Origin of the sequence: Kutzneria buriramensis (assembly GCF_003387475.1) — a bacterium.
GTDB lineage: Bacteria > Actinomycetota > Actinomycetes > Mycobacteriales > Pseudonocardiaceae > Kutzneria > Kutzneria buriramensis.
The window spans coordinates 36,923-55,050 of sequence record NZ_QUNO01000012.1; the positions used below are offsets into that span (position 1 = coordinate 36,923).

The 18,128-nt window shown below is 70.3% G+C and carries 20 protein-coding genes and 1 tRNA gene; 13 read left to right on the top strand and 8 right to left on the bottom strand.

Going from position 1 to position 18,128, the window contains the following annotated elements; translation table 11 throughout:
- Positions 1 to 834, bottom strand: coding sequence for an MBL fold metallo-hydrolase (locus tag BCF44_RS31945; protein WP_116178161.1), 834 nt, complete (start codon positions 832 to 834; stop codon positions 1 to 3).
- Positions 835 to 909: 75 nt separating this feature from the next.
- Here BCF44_RS31945 and BCF44_RS31950 point away from each other — a divergent pair, with 75 nt between their 5' ends.
- Entirely contained in the window at positions 910 to 1,734 is an 825-nt protein-coding gene (locus tag BCF44_RS31950) for an AraC family transcriptional regulator (RefSeq protein ID WP_116178162.1), read from the top strand.
- Positions 1,735 to 1,736: 2 nt separating this feature from the next.
- Positions 1,737 to 2,678: a D-2-hydroxyacid dehydrogenase family protein gene (locus tag BCF44_RS31955; protein WP_211353325.1), complete on the top strand. Its 942-nt coding sequence runs from the start codon at positions 1,737 to 1,739 to the stop codon at positions 2,676 to 2,678.
- Here BCF44_RS31955 and BCF44_RS31960 read toward each other — a convergent pair.
- Entirely contained in the window at positions 2,675 to 3,820 is a 1,146-nt protein-coding gene (locus BCF44_RS31960; RefSeq protein ID WP_116178163.1) for a hypothetical protein, read from the bottom strand. The two genes, BCF44_RS31955 and BCF44_RS31960, sit on opposite strands and share 4 nt — an antisense overlap.
- 177 nt (positions 3,821 to 3,997) lie before the next feature.
- Here BCF44_RS31960 and BCF44_RS31965 point away from each other — a divergent pair, with 177 nt between their 5' ends.
- The 4 genes from BCF44_RS31965 (at position 3,998) to BCF44_RS31980 (ending at position 6,235) form a co-directional block, all read left to right on the top strand.
- Positions 3,998 to 4,828 carry an alpha/beta fold hydrolase gene (locus BCF44_RS31965; RefSeq protein WP_246015834.1) on the top strand — a complete coding sequence of 277 codons (831 nt, stop codon included), beginning with the start codon at positions 3,998 to 4,000 and terminating at the stop codon, positions 4,826 to 4,828.
- Positions 4,815 to 5,396: a TetR/AcrR family transcriptional regulator gene (locus BCF44_RS31970; RefSeq protein WP_147328710.1), complete on the top strand. Its 582-nt coding sequence runs from the start codon at positions 4,815 to 4,817 to the stop codon at positions 5,394 to 5,396. The genes BCF44_RS31965 and BCF44_RS31970 overlap by 14 nt, the downstream gene beginning before the upstream one ends.
- An 82-nt stretch (positions 5,397 to 5,478) precedes the next feature.
- Positions 5,479 to 5,871: a hypothetical protein gene (locus tag BCF44_RS31975; RefSeq protein ID WP_116178165.1), complete on the top strand. Its 393-nt coding sequence runs from the start codon at positions 5,479 to 5,481 to the stop codon at positions 5,869 to 5,871.
- 58 nt (positions 5,872 to 5,929) lie between these two features.
- Positions 5,930 to 6,235, top strand: a complete 306-nt coding sequence (locus BCF44_RS31980; protein ID WP_116178166.1) for a helix-turn-helix domain-containing protein — start codon at positions 5,930 to 5,932, stop codon at positions 6,233 to 6,235.
- Here the strand turns inward: BCF44_RS31980 and BCF44_RS31985 are convergent.
- Together BCF44_RS31985 and BCF44_RS31990 are read right to left on the bottom strand one after the other, a co-directional pair.
- Positions 6,222 to 6,824, bottom strand: coding sequence for a ClpP family protease (locus BCF44_RS31985; protein WP_116178167.1), 603 nt, complete (start codon positions 6,822 to 6,824; stop codon positions 6,222 to 6,224). The two genes, BCF44_RS31980 and BCF44_RS31985, sit on opposite strands and share 14 nt — an antisense overlap.
- Positions 6,821 to 7,435 carry a ClpP family protease gene (locus BCF44_RS31990; RefSeq protein WP_116178168.1) on the bottom strand — a complete coding sequence of 205 codons (615 nt, stop codon included), beginning with the start codon at positions 7,433 to 7,435 and terminating at the stop codon, positions 6,821 to 6,823. The genes BCF44_RS31985 and BCF44_RS31990 overlap by 4 nt, the downstream gene beginning before the upstream one ends.
- A gap of 223 nt (positions 7,436 to 7,658) precedes the next feature.
- Between BCF44_RS31990 and BCF44_RS31995 the strand changes: the two genes are divergently transcribed.
- Entirely contained in the window at positions 7,659 to 8,765 is a 1,107-nt protein-coding gene (locus tag BCF44_RS31995) for an SdrD B-like domain-containing protein (protein WP_116178169.1), read from the top strand.
- A gap of 181 nt (positions 8,766 to 8,946) precedes the next feature.
- On the opposite strand, the gene BCF44_RS32000 is transcribed toward BCF44_RS31995, so the two are convergent.
- Positions 8,947 to 9,018: transfer RNA gene (locus BCF44_RS32000), tRNA-Arg, on the bottom strand.
- 69 nt (positions 9,019 to 9,087) lie between these two features.
- Between BCF44_RS32000 and BCF44_RS32005 the strand changes: the two genes are divergently transcribed.
- The 3 genes from BCF44_RS32005 to BCF44_RS32015 all read left to right on the top strand — a co-directional run bounded on the left by BCF44_RS32005 (position 9,088) and on the right by BCF44_RS32015 (position 11,326).
- The gene (locus tag BCF44_RS32005; RefSeq protein ID WP_170217857.1) at positions 9,088 to 9,825 is read left to right on the top strand and encodes an alpha/beta fold hydrolase; all 738 of its coding nucleotides are present in this window, start codon (positions 9,088 to 9,090) and stop codon (positions 9,823 to 9,825) included.
- A gap of 70 nt (positions 9,826 to 9,895) precedes the next feature.
- Positions 9,896 to 10,798: a cation diffusion facilitator family transporter gene (locus BCF44_RS32010; RefSeq protein WP_116178171.1), complete on the top strand. Its 903-nt coding sequence runs from the start codon at positions 9,896 to 9,898 to the stop codon at positions 10,796 to 10,798.
- Between the two features lie 108 nt (positions 10,799 to 10,906).
- A complete protein-coding gene (locus BCF44_RS32015) occupies positions 10,907 to 11,326 on the top strand; it encodes an SsgA family sporulation/cell division regulator (protein WP_116178470.1) in 420 nt (139 codons plus the stop codon).
- Here BCF44_RS32015 and BCF44_RS32020 read toward each other — a convergent pair.
- The gene (locus tag BCF44_RS32020; RefSeq protein ID WP_281283161.1) at positions 11,301 to 12,716 is read right to left on the bottom strand and encodes an APC family permease; all 1,416 of its coding nucleotides are present in this window, start codon (positions 12,714 to 12,716) and stop codon (positions 11,301 to 11,303) included. The genes BCF44_RS32015 and BCF44_RS32020 overlap by 26 nt on opposite strands.
- A gap of 118 nt (positions 12,717 to 12,834) precedes the next feature.
- Between BCF44_RS32020 and BCF44_RS32025 the strand changes: the two genes are divergently transcribed.
- Positions 12,835 to 13,131 (top strand): hypothetical protein, encoded by a 297-nt coding sequence (locus tag BCF44_RS32025; protein WP_116178173.1) that lies wholly within the window; start codon positions 12,835 to 12,837, stop codon positions 13,129 to 13,131.
- A gap of 97 nt (positions 13,132 to 13,228) precedes the next feature.
- Complete coding sequence (locus tag BCF44_RS32030; protein WP_116178174.1) at positions 13,229 to 14,419, top strand: ROK family transcriptional regulator; 1,191 nt, start codon at positions 13,229 to 13,231, stop codon at positions 14,417 to 14,419.
- A gap of 266 nt (positions 14,420 to 14,685) precedes the next feature.
- On the opposite strand, the gene BCF44_RS32035 is transcribed toward BCF44_RS32030, so the two are convergent.
- Together BCF44_RS32035 and BCF44_RS32040 are read right to left on the bottom strand one after the other, a co-directional pair.
- Entirely contained in the window at positions 14,686 to 15,420 is a 735-nt protein-coding gene (locus BCF44_RS32035) for a DUF305 domain-containing protein (RefSeq protein WP_116178175.1), read from the bottom strand.
- A complete protein-coding gene (locus BCF44_RS32040) occupies positions 15,420 to 16,292 on the bottom strand; it encodes a thioredoxin-like domain-containing protein (protein ID WP_116178176.1) in 873 nt (290 codons plus the stop codon). Before BCF44_RS32040 ends, BCF44_RS32035 begins: the two co-directional genes overlap by 1 nt.
- A 162-nt stretch (positions 16,293 to 16,454) precedes the next feature.
- On the opposite strand from BCF44_RS32040, the gene argS reads away from it, so the two are divergent.
- Positions 16,455 to 18,128: an arginine--tRNA ligase gene (gene argS, locus BCF44_RS32045; RefSeq protein WP_116178177.1), complete on the top strand. Its 1,674-nt coding sequence runs from the start codon at positions 16,455 to 16,457 to the stop codon at positions 18,126 to 18,128.

Consider the following 18,128-nt stretch of genomic DNA (forward strand, 5'->3'; position numbering starts at 1 on the left):
TCACGGCGTTTCGAAGCCCGCCCAGCCGGTGATGGCGAAGCCGTCGCCGCGCTCGGCCACCTCCACCGCCCCGTGCCCGCCGAAGTGGGCCGGCACCACCAGCTCGTGCTCCGCCGCCGCCCGAGCCAGCACCCGCCGCCGGCTCGCCCGCGCCTGCCCCTCGTCAAGGCAGAACACGCTGTTGCACAACGGATCCGTCACCTGATACGGGCTGTGCACGAGGTCGCCGACGAACACCGCCCGGTCCCCGCCCGACCGCAGCCGCAGCACCGACGATCCCGGCGTGTGCCCGGGCGCGGCCTCCAACTCCAGCGCCGAGTCGACCCGGAAACTGTTCTCCCACAACGTGGCCAACCCCGCATCGATGATCGGCGCGATGCTGTCGTCGTGCACCGCCGTGCCCTTGAAGTACTCCGCGTCCGCCCGGGGAATCAGGTACCTGGCGTTGGGGAAGGTCGGCACCCACTCGCCGTCCTCGAGTCGCGTGTTCCACCCCACGTGATCCGCGTGCACGTGCGTGTTGATCACCACGTCGACCGCGGCCGGATCCACCACCGCGGTCAGCCGCTCCAGGAAATCCGTCTGCCAGCCCGTGAACAGCGGATTGGGCCGCACGCGGTCGTTGCCTACGCCGGTGTCGACCAGCACTGTCCGGCCGCCCACGCGCAGCACCCAGGTCTGCGCCGCGGCGAGCATGCCGCCGGTCGGGGAGTGATGGTCCGGCGCGAGCCACGCCGGCGCCGGATCCGGCAGACCCGGCACGATCTCACGCAGCGGCCCGAACTCGCCGTGCAGCTCCACAACCCTGACGATCTCGACTTCACCCAGTTCCATGCCTTGAGTCTGCCGCTCAGCCTTGAGCGTTCCAATGCTTGTGCAGGTCGATCTCATGCTTGATACGCTCACGTCATGGACGTGGTCAGCGATGTGATCGCCGTGCTGCGCACCGGGCGGCCGTCCTCTAACCGCACCTCGGTGGACGTCCGGTGGCACATGCCGTTCGACGCCTACGAGGGCGCCGGCTTCCACGTGCTGCTCCGCGGGAACTGCGAGCTGCTCAGCGATTTCGGCGATCCCGTCAAACTCAACGTCGGCGATGTCGTGCTGCTTCCGCACGGCAGCGCGCACCGGCTCGCCGGCGACGGCACCGAGCTGCTGTGCGGCAAGTACCGGCTCGACCGGTCCCGGTCGCACCCGCTGCTCACCGAGCTGCCCGAGATCGTCCACCTGCCCGCGACCGTCGGCCGCCACCCCGAGCTGCGGGCCGCGATCGACCTGCTCGGTGGCGAGGTCGAGACCGACCGGTCCGGCCGTGACGCCGTCGTCTCCGGGCTGCTCGACCTGCTCCTCGTCTACATGCTCCGGGCCTGGCTGGAGGACAACGCCGGCGCCGGCTGGTCCGCCGCGCTGGCGGACCCCGCGGTCGCTCAAGCGCTGCACGCCATCCACGACGACCCGGCGCGTCCATGGACCGTGCCCGAGCTCGCCGCGCTGGTCGGCCAGTCCCGCGCCACGCTCGCCCGGCGGTTCACCGCGCTGGTCGGCCAACCGCCGATGGCCTACCTGACGTGGTGGCGGATGACCCGCGCCGCCCGGTTGCTCCGCGACTCCGACGCGCCGTTGACGGCCGTCGCCCGCCAGGTCGGCTACGAGTCGCCCTTCGCCTTCTCCCACGCGTTCAAGCGGCTGTTCGGCCAGTCGCCCACCCAGTACCGGCTCTCGGAGGTTCCCTGATGTTGCGCTGTGCGGTGCTCGACGACTACCAGGACGCGGCGTTGTCCCTGGCCGACTGGAGCCGGGTCGACGTCACCGTCTTCCGCGAGCACATGTCGTCCGAGGACGATGTCGCCACGGCGCTGGCCGACTTCGACGTCGTGGTGATCATGCGGGAGCGGACCCCGTTCCCCGCCTCGCTGTTCGCCCGGCTGCCCAAGCTGCGCCTGCTCATCACGTCCGGCATGCGCAACGCGTCCATCGACCTCCCGGCGGCTGCCGAGCACGGCGTGACCGTGTGCGGGACGGCCAGCCGGTCCGAGCCGCCGGTCGAGCTGACGTGGGCGCTCATCCTCGGGCTGTGCCGGCACCTCGTGCCCGAGAACGTGGCCTTCCGCGCCGGCGGTCCGTGGCAGAGCACCGTCGGCACGGATCTCGCCGGCGGTACGTTGGGGCTGATCGGGTTGGGCAAGATCGGCACCCGGGTGGCCGCGATCGCACGCGCCTTCGGCATGGACGTCCTTGCCTGGAGCCAGAACCTGACGTCCGAGCGGACCGAAGCGGTGGGCGCCCGGCTGGCCCTGTCGCTGGAGGCCCTGATGGCCGACAGCGACATCGTCTCGATCCACCTGGCGCTGAGCGACCGCACCCGGGGCCTGGTCGACGCGGCCGCGCTGGCCGCCATGAAGCCGTCCGCGCTGCTGGTCAACACCTCGCGGGCGGCGATCGTGGACACCGATGCCCTGATCGCCGCGCTGACCGCCGGCGGGCTGGCCGGAGCCGGGCTCGACGTGTTCGACCTCGAGCCGCTGCCCGGCGACCATCCACTTCGGACGCTGCCGACCGTGCTGGCCACGCCGCACCTCGGCTACGTCACGTACGGCAACTACAGCCGGTACTTCGCCGAGGCGGTCGAGGACATCGACGCGTTCGCCGCTGGCTCGCCGATCCGCGTGCTGGGTTAGCGCAGGCGCGGCCGGAAGCTGTCGAACAGCATCAGGATGTGCTGCGCGTTGACATCGGCCGCCGCGAACAGGGCCTGCACCCGCCCCGGCACCGGCCGGAACGGGTCGTTCTCCCGGGTCGGCGGCAGTCCCTCTGCGTCACCGAGCAGCGACTCCGGCGTGGCCATCGTGGTCAGCTTGTAGTAGCGCCAGCGCGGGGCGGTGGAGTCGGCCACCACCACCTCGCGGCCGCTGCGGATGATCACGCTGGCCCGCTTGTCGTTGTACGCCATGGTCACGCAGTCGCCGCCGACCAGCGTCGCGATGCGGGCCGCCGCGCGGCGCGGGTTCTTGAACGTGCCCTTGGACACCCAGACGCTGTCGATCAGATCCACGTCCAGGCCCGCGCTCTCGAACGCCGCGCGCAGCTCCGCGTGCGGGTCGTCGGCCGAGTCCACGGCCAGTTCGATCACCCAGTCCACGTCGGTGCGGGTGGCGACCCGGGCGTAGGGCTGGTCCGGGTTGTAGAGGTAGCGCTCGGCCTGCTCCGCCTCCGCGAACGCCGCCAGTTCGGCCGCCTTGTCCCAGGCCGACTTGGCGATCGCGTCGTTCGGGCCGCTGCCGAACAGGTCCGCCTCCTGGCACAGCAGCGCCAGGCACACCGCCACGAGCGAGCTCAGGTACGACTCGAGCTGGCCGGGGACGCTCTCGCCGTCCCGCAGCGGCAGGGTCGACACGACGTCGCGCAGCTCCGGCCGCCACTCCTCGCCCGCCTCCCAGACGCCGGCCGCCAACAGGTCCAGGTACAGCCGCGCCACCGTCATGCGGAGCTCGGGCCACGGCTGTGGCTCGGAGACCACCGCCTCGCGCATCACCCTGAGCCGGTTGCGCCACAAGTGGCGCTGGTTGGCCGGAATCACCGGCGCGGTCGCGGGTTGCGCCGGGATCACCATGCCCGCCAGCGACGGTCCCAGGGTCCGGGTGACCGCCGCCAGCCACTCGTCCCAGCCGGCGGAGCGCTCGCGGGCGGTCGCCTTCGTCTCGGCGAGCAGGTGGTTCAGGTCGCTGGCGAACCGCTGGGACAGGGTCTGATCTGCATAGACCTCGGCCATCGCGAGGTGGCGGGCCAGTCTCGGCTGCGGATTCTCGGTCCCGGTCTCCACGGCGCCCCCTCAGGATGATCGGCGAAGTCCCCCTCAAACCTAGGCGATGTCGTCGAGGGATAGGCCCGATCTTGGCAGGGGTGCTGCTCACAATGACCCAAAGCCCCTGGATGTGAGGAGTGGTCAGGTGTAGGAGACCCTCGACAAAACATACATACAGTCTGTATGTTAATCGCCATGGAGATCGAGCTCAGCGGCGGCCGCCTCCGGTACCAGGAGGTCGGCTCGGGTCCGCCCGTCGTTTTCGTGCACGGATTGCTGGTCAACGGCGACCTGTGGCGCAAGGTCGTGCCGGTCGTGGCCGGCGCCGGCTACCGGTGTCTGGTCCCCGACTGGCCGCTCGGCGCGCATTCCATCGCCGTGCCCGGCGCCGATCTGACGCCGCCGGGCGTGGCCGCGCTGGTGGCGGAGTTCCTCGACGCGTTGGACCTGACCGACGTCACCCTGGTCGCCAACGACACCGGCGGGGCGATCACCCAGCTCGTGATGGCCGATCACCCCGAGCGCATCGGGCGGGTCGTGCTCACCCCGTGTGACTGCTTCGAGGCCTTCTTCCCTTCGGTGTTCGCGCCGCTGCCGGGGTTCCTGCGCCTGCCCGGCGCCACCTGGCTGCTCGTGCAGGCCCTGCGGCTGCGGGCCCTGCACCGGCTGCCCATGACCTTCGGGTGGGTGGCCAAGCGGCCCGTGCCGGCCGACGTCGTCGACTCGTACCTGCGGCCCAGCCGTGGTTCCAAGGCGATCCGCCGTGACCTCCGGCGGTTCGTCTCCGCCGTGCACAACCGGCACACCCTCGCCGCCGCCTCGCGTCTCGGCTCGTTCACGCGGCCCGTGCTGCTGGCCTGGGCCCGTGAGGAGAAGCTGTTCCCGCTCTCCCTCGCCCGGCGGCTCGCCGCCGTGCTGCCCGACGCCCGGCTGGAGTTGATCGACGACTCGTACACGTTCGTGCCCGAGGACCAGCCGCAGGCGTTGGCCCGCCTCATGGTGAACTTTCTGGGTGCCACGTCGTAGCCAGGAGGAGCGCACCCGCTCCACCCGGTCCGCCCTGACCGCCGCCGCCCGGACGCTGTTCGCCGAGCGGGGCTACGCCGCCGTGTCCACCGACGAGATCGTGCGCGCCGCCGGCGTCACCCGCGGGGCCCTCTACCACCACTACGCCGACAAGCAGGCCCTGTTCCGGGACGTGTTCGAGCAGGTGGAGGCCGAGATCACCGCCGAGGTCGAGGCCGCCACCGCCGGCGCCCCCGACCACCTGGCCGCCATGGCCGTCGGCGTCACCAGCTACCTCGACATCTGCCAGCGGCCCGAGGTCCTGAGCATCTGCCTCACCGACGCGCCCGCGGTGCTCGGCTGGGCCGGGTGGCGGGAGATCGAGGCCCGCCACGGCCTCGGCGTGATCACCGCCATGCTCACCTCCGCCGTCGCCGCCGGTCTCGTCGTCGCCCCGTCCGTGCCGGCGCTGGCCCAGCTCGTGCTCAGCGCCGTCACCGAGGCCGGCGTCATGATCGCCAACGGCGCCGACCGCGACACCGTCCAGCAGGCCCTCACCACGCTGCTGCTGGGTCTGGTCGCGCGCTGACCGTCCGGCGATTCCGCTCTGCCGCTCCGGCGCGGCATGCGATGCTGTGGCGGCGCGAGGCTCGTAGGCGAAAGGGACGCGAGTGACCACCTGGACCGACGTGATCAACTATGTCCGGACCCGGCACGAGGTGCTGGAGGACACCGGCTCCTGGCTGCGGTTCCGGCTGGAGTGCGAGGGCGACCGCACGCAGCAGGTCGCCGTGCACCACGTCCCCGACCTCGACGGCGTCGAGTGGCTGGAGATCTCCTCGCCGGTCGGCCGCGCCGACGCCATCGACCTGCGCCGCCTGCTCGAACTCGCCGGCGAGGCCACCATCGGCGGCGCCGCCGTCGTGGACGGCGTCGCGCTGCTCAAGCACGTGGCCCCGCTGGAGGACCTCAGCGTCCTCGACGAGTTCGCGCGCCCCCTCGAGCTCCTCGTCAACCGCGCCGACGCGCTGGAGCAGGAACTCACCCACGCCGACGAGTTCTGAGTTCTGCCGGGAGCGGAATCGGTGCCGCCGGGTGCGGCACCGATGCCATCGTGACCCCATGGCGGACATCCTTCAGTTCCCGCGCAGGCGCACCCCGGAACCGCTGTGGCGCGAGGCCCTCGGCCGAAGCCTGCGCGCCGCCCGGGAACAGCAGGGCGGCCGCCTCGTCGACGTCGCGGAGCGCGCCGGCATCTCGCCGCAGTACCTGTCCGAGATCGAACGGGGCCGCAAGGAGCCGTCGAGCGAGATGATCGCCGCGGTCACCGGCGCGCTCGGCATCGAGCTGGCCGACCTGCTCGCCGAGATCTCCGTCGGCGTCCGTCAGCACACCAGGCCGGCCGGCCCCGTGCTCATGGCCGCCTGAGCTGCGCGGGTTCCAACACCCGGTCCGCCAGGCCGTACGCCACCGCGCCCGCCGCGTCGAACACCCGGTCGCGGTCGGTGTCGTGCCGCAGTTCCTCGACGCCGTGACCGGTGTGCGCGGAGAGGATCTTCTCCAGCTGGGTGCGTACCCGCACGACCTCGTCCGCCTGGAGGATGAGGTCCGGGATCGTGCCGCGTCCCTGCGCCGCCGGCTGGTGCAGCACCACCCGTGAGTGCGGCAGCACCGTCCGCCGACCCGGCGCGCCCGCCGCCAGCAGCACCGCGCCGGTCGCCACCGCCTGGCCGACGCACGTGGTCGCGACCGGCGCCGTGACGAAGCGCATCGTGTCGTACAGCGCCAACATCGCCGACGGGTCGCCGCCCTCGGAGTTGATGAACAGGTCGATCTCCTGGTCCGGATTCTCCGCGTTGAGGAACAGCAGTTGCGCGATCAGCGCGTTGGCCACGCCCGAGTCGATCGCCGTGCCCAGGTAGACGATCCGCTCCGACAGCAGGTGCGAGTAGATGTCCATGATCCGCTCGCCGCCCGCCACCCGGGTGATGACGTTGGGAATCGTGTACGTGCTCATGCCTTCGCCCCCAGTCCCAACGCGTGCGTGCGGACCGGCACCACCTGGTCGAGGCTGTCGACCACCCGGTCGATGAAGCCGTACTCCAGGGCCTGCTCGGTCGTGAACCACCTGTCGTGCAAGGAATCCGCGAAGATCCGCTCCAGCGGCTGGCCCGTGTCCTCCGAGACGATCCCCAGCACCGTGTCCCTCGTGTAGCGCAGGTCGTCCGCCTGAACCTCCAGTTCCACCGCCGAGCCCCCGATGCCCGCAGACCCTTGGTGCATAAGGATCCTGGCGTGCGGTAGCGCGAACCGCTTGCCCGGTGTGCCCGCCGACAGCAGGAACTGCCCCGCGCTGCACGCCAGTCCCAGCGCCAGCGTCGCCACGTCGCACGGCACCAGCCGCATCACGTCCCGGATCGCCAGCATCGACGGCACCGAGCCGCCCGGTGAGTGGATCCACAGCGCGATGTCCTTGCGTGGATCATCGCTCGCCAGCGCCAGCATCTGCGTGGCCAGCACCGTCCCGTTGTCGTCGTCCAGCACACCGTCCAGCACCAGCACCCGCTGGTCCAGGAACCGGTCTCGGAGTCGGTGGTCGAACAGCCGTGGCCCGTCGTCGTTCGTCATGCCCCGACCATCCCGCGCTCGCGGCCGTGGCGGATCCCTTTGCTGCTGTCAGCAGATTCGCCCACAGCGAGCACCCCGCCCGGGCAACCCTCGCGGTGCCCGAGCGTCTGTGTAATTGCGGGGAGCGAAGCGCCGGCGGCTTTGCGGAATTACCGACGGCCAATCCCGCTTGCCGAGCTGAACGTGCATTGACAGGGATGGGTTATCACCTATAGGGGGAGACATGTTCTACGGCAGTCTGGTCAGGCGTGGCCTCATCGCGGCGACCGCGGGGGCGGTGATCGCGGGCCCGTTGCTCGGGGCCGCGACCGCGTGGGCCGACACCGGCACCGGCAGCATCGCCGGCCTAGTCTGGTTCGACCGCAACTCCGACCACCGGCAGGACAACGGGGAGCCCGCGTTCGGTGCGTCCACCGTCACCGTCACCGATGTGGCCGACGGCACCAGCACCACGATCACCACCGACATGATCAAGGGCACGTACGCGCTCGACGGCTTGAAGCCGGGCGTGTACGAGGTCAGCGGCGCCCAGGCCGGCTACGCCAGCACCACCGCGCCCGCGGTGTGCGTGACGGTGCCGGCGGGCGGCCGGGCGACGGCCGACTTCGGGATCCGGGGCGGCACGATCGTCGGGAAGGCGTGGGTCGACAGCAACGGCGACGGTCTCCGCCAGCCAGGCGAGCCGCCGCTGGCCGGCGTCAACTTCACCGCCTACGAACCGAATCTTCGGCACAACAACGCGGCCGCGAGTGACGCGTCCGGGAATTACGCGATCCAGGACCTTCCCGCCGGCAGTTACCAGCTTTCGGCCGGCACGCCGGATCCGACCTACGGGCTCACCCGATCCGGTGGGGATTCCGCCTTCGATCCGCTGACCCAGTCCGTCGGCTCTCCGGTTCGGGTCGACACCGGCCGGCGTATCAACCCGATCGACGCCGGTTTCGTCGAGGCCCACCTCGACACCGCGATCACCGCGCTCACCGTGCCCGACCAACTGCACGTGGGCGATCAGGTCAGCATTGCCGTCGACGCGGCCAACCTGAGCGACGCCGCCGAAATCCTCAACGGCTCGGTCGCGTTCCCGACCGGAATCACCCCCGTGTCAGCAACCGCCACTGGCGGCCTGCCCGCCGCCGTTTCCGGCCAGTACGCCTCCTTCGGCTCCTTCAATTCCTTCGTCGCGCCCCACACCACCGTGCACGTCACGATCGTCGTCAAGGTGACCGGCGCGTTGAGCAACGCCACCATCACCGCCAACGCCACGAAGTTCGCCGGCGACATCAACCCCGCCAACAACACGTTCACCCAGCAGGTAAGCACCATCGGCTGAACCCGCTAAATCCGCGGTCCGCGCACCGGCACGCCGATGTGCGGACTGCGGGACCTAGCCTCCTACTCGGCGGCCTCGACAAGGATGTCCTCAGGGTCGGGCCGACCGTTAGGTAGCAACCCGACCTGCACGCGAAACGGCCCTCGACTGAGTCGAGAGCCGTTTCGCGTGTCCTGTGATGTGCCCCCGGCAGGATTCGAACCTGCGCACCCGCCTCCGGAGGGCGGTGCTCTATCCCCTGAGCTACGGGGGCCCGTTGCTCAACGTGGAGAAGCCTACAGCATGGCGCGGCGTGGTTTTGCACGGCCTACCGTCTATCGGCGTGGAGGAGACGATCACGGCGGACGGGCTGCGGCTGGCGGTGTACGGGGACGGCGATCCGGGGAAGCCGACCTTGGTGTTGGTGCACGGGTTCCCGGATACGGCGAGGGTGTGGGATCCGCTGGTCAGACAGCTGGCGGACCGGTTCCACGTGGTGCGCTACGACGTCAGAGGGGTGGGCGGCTCGCAGGCGCCGGCTGACGAAGCCGGCTTCCGGATCGAGCAGTTGGCGGACGACGTGCTTCGTGTGGCGGAGGCCACAGGGGAGCGGGTTCACCTGGTCGGACACGACTGGGGAGCGGTGCAGGGGTGGCGGGCGGTGTCGGAGCGGCCGGAGCTCTTCGCGTCCTTCACGGCGATTTCGGGCCCGGATCTGGGCCACGCGGGCCACTGGTACCGCAAGAACTTCCCGTCCAGGGCAACGGTGACCCAGCTGGCCCGGTCTTGGTACATGGCCTTCTTTCGGATCCCCAAGCTGGCGGATCTGTGGTTCGACAGCAACGGCCTGGCGCTGTACCGGCAGAACCTGGGACGCGGGCATGAGCCCAGGAGGATCACGACGAGGGTGTTGCAGATTGTCCCGACGCGGGACAGGTACGTGACGCCGGCGCTGGCGGCGTCGGCGCGGGAGTGGTGTGGCGACCTCACGGAACGGCGGGCTCCGGCGGGACATTGGGTGATCCAGACTCATCCGGAGGTGGTCGCGAGCTGGATCACCGAGTTCGTGGCGGAAAGCTAGGCTTGCCTTATTGAACTTATGCGCATGTCGCTATATGTTCGACGGCGAGCCGGACAGAAGGGGACAAGCGATGGGGCACGGACACGGCCACGCCAGCGCGTCGGGTCAGCACGTGGGCCGGCTGTGGGCGGCCCTGGGCCTGGGCGCGACGTTCCTCGCCGTGGAGGTGGTCGTCGGCGTCACCACGGGCTCCCTGGCCCTGATCTCGGACGCCGCGCACATGCTCACGGACGTCGTCGGCATCGGACTCGCCCTGGCGGCAGTGATCCTGGCCGCCAAGAACCGCACGGACCAGAACCGCACCTTCGGCATGTACCGGGCCGAGGTGCTCGCGGCGCTGGCCAACGCGGTCCTGCTGTTCGCGGTCGCCGGCTACGTCCTGTACGAAGCGATCGAGCGCTTCACGGCCCCGCCGGAGGTGCCGGGCCTGCCCGTCGTCCTGACGGCGATCGTGGGCCTCACCATCAACGCGGTGGCCTTCCTCCTGCTGCGCGAGGGCGCGAAGGAGAGTCTGAACCTGCGCGGCGCCTACCTCGAGGTGCTCTCCGACCTGGTGGGCTCGGTGGGCGTCCTGATCAGCGGTCTGATCACGCTGACCACCGGCTGGCGCTACGCGGACCCGGTCATCGCGGTCGCCATCGGCCTGTTCGTGCTGCCCCGCACCTACGGCCTGGCCCGCCGCGCGCTGCGCATCCTCTTCCAGCACGCGCCCGAACGGGTGGACGTGCGGCAGCTATGTGTTGACCTCACCGCCCTGGACGGCGTCACCGAGGCCCATGACGTCCATGTGTGGACACTCACATCGGGCATGGAGGTGGCCTCCGCGCACCTCACCGTCGCCCCCGGCAGCGAGCCGGGCGACGTGCTGGTCAGGGCCCAGAAACTGCTGGCCGAGGACTATCGGCTGGAGCACGCGACGGTCCAGGTCGAGCCCCGCGAAGCCACCTCGAAGTGCCGTGACCTGAGTTGGTGACGGCACCCTTTCGGGTGTCTTCTGTGAAAGCCGCGTGGGTATCCCGGCGGTGCTGCGTCCCACCTCTGTCACGGGTGATGACGTGAGAGAGCGAAGGGGATGGACGACATGGGCAACGACCGCAAGGTGATCACGTCGAGGGTCGACTTCGGCTTCCTGGCCGCGCACGACTTCCTGGTGCCGCTGGAGGTCGAGCTGCGCTACGACACGCTGGACCCGTTCGCGGTGGTGGCGGCATTCCGGCCGGGCCGCGACGACTGCGTGGAATGGGCCTTCGCCCGGGACCTGCTGGCCGACGGCCTGATCGGCGACGCCGGTGAGGGCGACATCCGGATCAGGCCGTCGGACAGCGATGTCGAGATGGTCGTGGTCGAGCTGCACTCCCCGTCCGGCCAGGCCGTGTTCGAGGCCGCGGCCGAGGACCTCGCCGAGTTCCTGGACGAAACCTACGAGGTCGTCATGCCCGGCAACGAGCACCTGTGGGTCGACATCGACGACGAGCTCACTCGGCTGACGTCGATGTCGTGAGGTACTCCTCGTTGATCTCCTTCGGCCCGAACGGCCAGACCTGCTCGGCGCGGGCCCAGATGAGGAACGCGGCCACGCCGACGATCACCCAGGCGACCGACAGGATCTGGGACAGCGAGTCGGTCGAGTAGTACAGGAACGCCCAGCCGACGAACGCGATCACCAACGGCACCGGGTACAGCCACATCTTGTACGGGCGTTCGAGGTTCGGCTGGCGCCGCCGCAGCACGACCAGCGCGGCGATCTGCGCCACCGACTGCACCAGCACGATGACGGCGGTGAGCGCGTTGATCACCACGGTCAGCGGGAACAGCGAGGCGATGGCCGTGATCACGCCCATCACCAGCAGACCCGCGGTGGGGAAGTGCCCCTTCGGGTGCAGCTTGGCGAACACCGGCAGGAACAGCTTGTCGCGGGCGGCCTCGTAGGGCACCCGCGAGCCGCCGAGCAGGCCGGCGAACACCGACGCGAACGCGGTGACGACGATCAGCGCGGTGACGACGTTGGCCACGCCCGCGCCCCACGAGGTCTGCACGGCCAGGGTGGCCACCGAGAACGACTTGGCGACGTCCTGCCACGGCACGGCGCCGAGGATGCCGATCTGGAGCAGCAGGTACAGGGCCATGATCGCGACGATCGACACGATGATCGACCGCGGCAGCGTCTTGCCGGGCTCGCTCACCTCACCGCCCAGGTAGGCGCTGGTGTTGTAGCCGAGGTAGTCGTACACGGCGATGACCAGGCCGGCGCCGAGGCCGGTCCAGAACGCGCCGCCGCCGGCGAACGCGCCCGGCGTGAAGTCGAAGGCCAGTGCTGCGCTGAAGTGGGTGTAGGCGGCGACGATCACGGCGAGGATGCTGACCAGCATCACGCCGAAGAAGACCGTGGTGACCTTGGTGATGTCGCCGATCTTGCGGTACAGCAGGACGACCACCAGGGCGGTGATGACCACGCCGACCACGTGTCCGAACGTGTTGACGGCGCCGGTGTCGTCCACCACCGCCGGCCACAGCACCCCGAGGTACTGGACGAGGCCGATGACGCCGGTGGACATGATCAGCGGGATGAACAACACCGCGGTCCACACGAACAGGAACGGCATCAGCCGCCCGGTCCGGTACTGGAACGCCTCCCGCAGGTAGATGTACGTGCCGCCGGCGCCGGGCATGGCCGCGCCGAGCTCGGCCCAGATCAGCCCGTCGGCCAGCACGATGATCGCGCCGATGACCCAGCCGAACATGGCCTGCGGCCCGTTCATCGCCGTGACCATCAGCGGGATCGTGAGGAACGGCCCGATGCCGCACATCTGCGTCATGTTGATGGCGGTCGCCTGCCACGGCCCGATCCGGCGCTCGAGGCCCGACTGCCCCTTCTGCGTGAACGTAGCCACGCCCACCTCCCTGGCTCTGGAATTAGGAAAGGTTCTTAACATAAAGGCCGTGCGGGGGGAACACGCCGAGTGTGACTGCCGACGAAGTCGTGACCTGATCTTGCGGGAGACTGGCCCCGTGACGCCGCCCGGACTGTTCCCGCAGTCGTGGCTGATCGCGACCACCGACCAGCGCTGCGCGTTGGAGAAACAGCTGGTGGAGGGCATCGCCGACGACCATCCGCTGGCGGCCGCGCCGGTGGCGGCGGTGGCCAGCTGCGCGACCTGCGGGGTGGTGGTCTACACCGCCGGGCTGGGGCGCGAGCTGGTCTGGACCATGGTGTCGTTCGGCCGGTCGGCCGACGCCGATCCGGGGGTCTCGGTGTACCCGACGTTCGCAGCTCTGCGGCGCGCCATGGCTGCTCACGTCCACTGATCCGGGCAACTCCTACTATGGGAGGTCGGCGGGGCTTTGGCCCCTGGACACGGAGGCAGGCGGTGTGAGGGCGCCACAGGTCGGCACTCCCGCGAGCATGCGGGAGCTCAACCAGCGAATCGTGCTGGACCGGCTGCGCCGGGGCGGCGCCGCCACGCGGCCGAGCCTGGCCAAGGACACCGGACTGTCCAAGCCCACGGTCGGGCAGGCGCTGCTCGACCTGGAGCAGGACGGCCTGGTCCGGCCGGCGGGCCGCACGTCGGCCGGCCCGGGGCGGTCGGCGGTGCTGTACGAGGCCGATCCGGCGGCCGGACACGTGCTGGGCATCGACATCGGCCGCGGCCGGCTGCGGTTGGCCGTCGCCGACCTCGCCGGCAACGTCGTGGCCAAAGTGGACGAACCCAACCGGTGCCGCTCGGCGAGCGCGCTGGTGCGCACCGTGCACGAGATGGCCACGGACGTGGTCGGCCAGGCCGGCATGGCACTGTCCGATGTGGTCCTGACGGTCGTCGGCAGCCCGGGCGTGCCGGACCGCCGCGGCCGGATGCTGCACTACGCGCCGAACCTGCCCGGCTGGGGCCGGCGGGGCCTGCTGGACGAGCTGGAGGCGGTGCTCGGCCCGGGCCTGCTGGTGGAGAACGATGCCAACCTGGCCGCGGTGGGCGAGCGGGACCAGGGCGCGGCGCGCGGTGTGGACGTGTTCGTCTGCGTGAACGTCGGCACCGGTATCGGCATGGGCATCGTGGTCGACGGGCAGCTGTTCCGTGGGGCGCACGGGGCTGCCGGCGAGGTGGGCTATCTGCCCTACGGCTGGGTGGACGCCGACTCGGAGGGCTGGACGCCGGCCACGCCCGGCATGCTGGAGCAGGCCGCGGCGGCGAACTCGGTGGTGCAGCTGGCCCGCGAGCACGGCGTGCGGCACGCCGGCTCGGCCCGCGAGGTGTTCCAGCTCGCCCGTCAGGGTGACGCCGGCGCGCTGGCCGTGGTCGAGCAGGAGGCGACCAAGTTGGCCTTCCTGGTGGCGTCGGTGTCGGCGGTGATCGATCCCGAGGTGGTGCTGCTGGTCGGCGGCATCGGCTCGAACACGGACCTGCTGATCGAGCCGCTGGAGAAGGCGTTGCACGAGATCAGCCCGATGATGCCCCGGATCGCTCCTGGCCAGCTGGGCGAGGACGCGGTGCTGACCGGCGCGATCGCCACCGGCCTGCGCGCGGCCCAGGACATCGTCTTCGAGCGGCGCGGCGAGAATTTGGTGACGCAGCGCAGCGATGCGAACGCTTCCTTTTAACGTTTCACTCGTTTGGGGGAAGCCAAGGCTGTGATTGGTGGCATAGCGTAGCGGCACCTCCTCGGAGGGAAGGGTCGCACAAGGGGATAAACGAGGCAGGCCGAGACGGGGGTCAGGTCACCTCACGTTCAGGGAGCGGTCCGCCGCGCCGCCAGAAATCGTCCGCTCCCTGGACGTCTCCCCCTCCGAAGCGGGCACGACTCAATGCAGGGAAGGACGCCTCACCCTCGTTCAACGCGGGTAAGGCGTCCTTCCCTGCATCAGGCTCAGTTCATCGGCAGCGGCTGGATGTTCCGCGCCGCCATCATCTGCCGCATCTGCTCGACCTCGGCGTTCTGCGACGCCTGCATGTTCTGCGCCAACACCTTCACCGCCGACACCGTGGAGTGGTCCACGGCGAACTGCGCCATCGGCGCGCCGCCGAGGTGGTGGCGCAGCATCAGCTGGAGGAAGAAGTTGTCCATGTCCGTGCCGGTCAGCGTCTGGAGCTTGGAGATCTCCGCCTGGGTGGCGTAGCCGGGCATGTGGTCGACGCCGTTGGCCGGCATCTGGTTGTTGGTCATGCCCGGCATGCCGGCCATGCCGTCGCTGGGCCCGGCCATCCACGCCATGTAGCGCCCGGTCGGGGACTGCTCGGGCTGGCCCCACAACATGAGCCAGCCGCGCATCCGCCCGGCCTGGTCGCCCTGGGTCGTCTCGATGTCGAACGCCAGCTGCTTGAGCTCCGCGTTCTGGGTGTGCTGGAGCTCCCAGTTGGCCATCGTGACGGCCTGGAGGTGGTGCAGCGACATGTCCTGGGCGAAGCCGACCTCGACGGAGCCGGCGACGGGGTTGGCCGAGTCCGACGAACCGCCGGGCAGCTTGATCAGCAGCCCGACGGCGGCGCCCAGCAGCAGGATGGCCACCGCCGCGGCGGCGAGCACCAGCACCCGCGTGGTCGCGGAGACCGGCCCGGTGGGCAGCTCCTCCGCGACCTCGTCGAGTTCCTCGGTGTCGGTCATCAGCTCGACGGCTTGGTGGTCGGGGCGCCCGAACCGGTGGTCGGCGTGCCCGAGCCGGACGGCGCGGTGGCCGGCGGCATGCCGGGCTGCTGCTCGTTGGTGGCGTTCTGCGCGCCGGTGCCGCTCATCGGGATCGCGTCCGGACCCGGCTTGGACGGGTCGAACGGCGGCGGGTTGTTCGGGTCGAACTGGCCCGGGCCCAGGGCGTCACAGCTGGCGCCGACCTCGGGGGTCTCGTACTGGTTGGTCCGCAGCGCCGAGATGAACTCGTCGATCCGAGGGTCGGTCACGCTGTCCAGCTTCAGCTGGTGGCCCCAGGACTGCAGCGAGATCGGCTTGTCCAGGCCCGGGTACGGCGACAGCATCATGTTCTGCTTGCCGGTGACCTTGAGCTTGAGCGTGTCGAGGTCGGGACCCTTGATCTTGTCCGGGTTGTAGGCGATCCAGACGGTGCCGTGCTCCAGCGCGTGCACCATGTTCTCGTTGCGCACCGCGTTCGGGTAGACGATGCCGTTGCACGCGGCCCAGAAGCCGTCGTGCGGGCCGCCGAAGGGCGGCGACTGGTCGTAGGCCACCCGCTGGGTGGGCTGCACATGCTGGCCCTGCTTGTAGTCCTTGACGACGACGCCCTGGATCTTGGTCGACGGGTCGTGGTTGCTGTCGCTGGGCTGCCACTGCGTGAGCGCGGCCTGGGCCGCGTTCTTCTGGTTGATCTGCCAGTACGCGTAGCCGAACACGCCGCCGGCGAGCAACACCACCACGACGATCGCGGCGATGGTGCCCCACGGCTTGCCCTTGCCGGCCACCACCTGTCCGCGCGCCGAACTGACGGCGTTCTTCTTCGCGCCGCCCTTCTTCTTCCCGCCGGCCATCTCCCCGCCCTTGGCATCGTGAGCTGGACCACATCGGTCCAGACCTTCGGCGGCCAGTGTAGGGACCCGGCATGAGAATTCCGTCAGACCAGGTCGGGTCCAGTGACTGGGACACCCGTAACCCCATCGCGACGTGCGGATACGCTTGCCTAGACTGCTCCGGTGACTCCAGCCGCTCTTGCCGACCTCGTCCGCTCCACCGCCGTCGACGTCCTCGCCTCCCGAGGGCTGGACTCCGGCGTGCTTCCGGCCGAGGTGACAGTGGAGCGACCGCGCAACCCGGAGCACGGCGACTACGCCACCAACCTGGCCCTCCAGGTGTCCAAGAAGCTCGGTGTGAACCCGCGGGACTTCGCCGGCTGGCTGGCCGAGGCGCTGACCAAGCAGACCGGCGTCGCCGCGGTGGACGTGGCCGGGCCGGGCTTCCTGAACCTGCGGCTGGACGCCGACGCGCAGGGCGCGATCGTGCGCGAGGCGCTGGCCCAGGGCGCCGGCTACGGCCACAACACGCTGCTGGCCGGCAAGAAGATCAACCTGGAGTTCGTCTCCGCCAACCCGACCGGCCCGGTGCACCTGGGCGGCACCCGGTGGGCCGCGGTCGGCGACGCCCTGGGCCGGGTGCTCGAGGCCGAGGGCGGCGAGGTCACCCGGGAGTACTACTTCAACGACGCCGGCGCCCAGATCGACCGGTTCGTCCGGTCCCTGGTGGCCGCGGCCAAGGGCGAGCCGGCCCCCGAGGACGGCTACGCCGGCGGCTACATCAACGACATCGCGGCCGAGGTGGTCAAGGCCGAGCCGAGCGTGCTCTCGCTGCCCGAGGCCGAGCGGGACGAGACGTTCCGGCGGGTCGGCGTGAACCTCATGTTCGACGAGATCAAGCAGACCCTGCACGACTTCGGCACCGACTTCGACGTCTACTTCCACGAGAACTCGCTGCACGAGTCCGGCGCGGTGGACCGCGCCGTCGAGCGGCTGAAGGCCTCCGGCGACCTGTACGAGCAGGACGGCGCGTGGTGGATCCGGTCCAAGGACTTCGGCGACGACAAGGACCGGGTCGTCATCAAGAGCGACGGCGCGCCGGCCTACATCGCCGGTGACATCGCGTACTTCAAGGACAAGCGGGACCGCGGCTTCGACCTGTGCATCTACATGCTCGGCGCGGACCACCACGGCTACATCGGCCGGCTCAAGGCGGCCGCGGCGGCGCTGGGCGACGACCCGGACACCGTCGAGGTGCTGATCGGCCAGATGGTGAACCTGGTCTCCGACGGCAAGCCGGTGCGGATGAGCAAGCGCGCCGGCACGGTGATCACGCTGGAGGACCTGGTCGACGCCGTGGGCGTGGACGCGGCCCGGTACTCGCTGATCCGGTCCTCGGTCGACTCGGCCGTGGACATCGACCTGGACCTGCTGCGCAAGACCACCGCCGAGAACCCGGTCTACTACGTGCAGTACGCGCACGCCCGGGTGAGCAGCGTGCTGCGCAACGCCGCCGACCTGAAGATCGACCTGGGCGAGGTCGCCGACGCGGACCTCGGCCTGCTGACCCTGGACAAGGAGGGTGCGCTGATCCGCACCCTCGGCGAGTTCCCGAAGGTCGTCGCCTCGGCGGCCGAGCTGCGCGAGCCCCACCGGGTGGCGCGGTACCTGGAAGAGCTGGCCGGCGCCTTCCACAAGTACTACGACGACAAGGACCCCCTGGCCAAGGTGTTGCCCAAGGGCGACGAGGAGGTGTCGGCGCGGGCGGTCCCGCAGCTGCACCTGCTCCGCGCCACGCGGCAGGTGCTGCGCAACGGGCTGGCCCTGCTGGGTGTCTCCGCCCCGGAACGGATGTAG

Excerpts from the sequence above, each read along its gene's own strand:
- BCF44_RS32010 (WP_116178171.1), top strand. The coding sequence starts at position 9,896 with ATGGGGCACGGACACGGCCACGCCAGCGCGTCGGGTCAGCACGTGGGC.
- BCF44_RS31995 (WP_116178169.1), top strand. The coding sequence starts at position 7,659 with ATGTTCTACGGCAGTCTGGTCAGGCGTGGCCTCATCGCGGCGACCGCG.
- BCF44_RS32030 (WP_116178174.1), top strand. The coding sequence starts at position 13,229 with ATGCGGGAGCTCAACCAGCGAATCGTGCTGGACCGGCTGCGCCGGGGC.
- BCF44_RS31990 (WP_116178168.1), bottom strand. The coding sequence starts at position 7,435 with ATGACGAACGACGACGGGCCACGGCTGTTCGACCACCGACTCCGAGAC.
- BCF44_RS31950 (WP_116178162.1), top strand. The coding sequence starts at position 910 with ATGGACGTGGTCAGCGATGTGATCGCCGTGCTGCGCACCGGGCGGCCG.
- BCF44_RS31985 (WP_116178167.1), bottom strand. The coding sequence starts at position 6,824 with ATGAGCACGTACACGATTCCCAACGTCATCACCCGGGTGGCGGGCGGC.
- BCF44_RS32040 (WP_116178176.1), bottom strand. The coding sequence starts at position 16,292 with ATGGCCGGCGGGAAGAAGAAGGGCGGCGCGAAGAAGAACGCCGTCAGT.
- BCF44_RS31965 (WP_246015834.1), top strand. The coding sequence starts at position 3,998 with ATGGAGATCGAGCTCAGCGGCGGCCGCCTCCGGTACCAGGAGGTCGGC.
- BCF44_RS31945 (WP_116178161.1), bottom strand. The coding sequence starts at position 834 with ATGGAACTGGGTGAAGTCGAGATCGTCAGGGTTGTGGAGCTGCACGGC.
- BCF44_RS31980 (WP_116178166.1), top strand. The coding sequence starts at position 5,930 with ATGGCGGACATCCTTCAGTTCCCGCGCAGGCGCACCCCGGAACCGCTG.
- BCF44_RS32035 (WP_116178175.1), bottom strand. The coding sequence starts at position 15,420 with ATGACCGACACCGAGGAACTCGACGAGGTCGCGGAGGAGCTGCCCACC.
- BCF44_RS32015 (WP_116178470.1), top strand. The coding sequence starts at position 10,907 with ATGGGCAACGACCGCAAGGTGATCACGTCGAGGGTCGACTTCGGCTTC.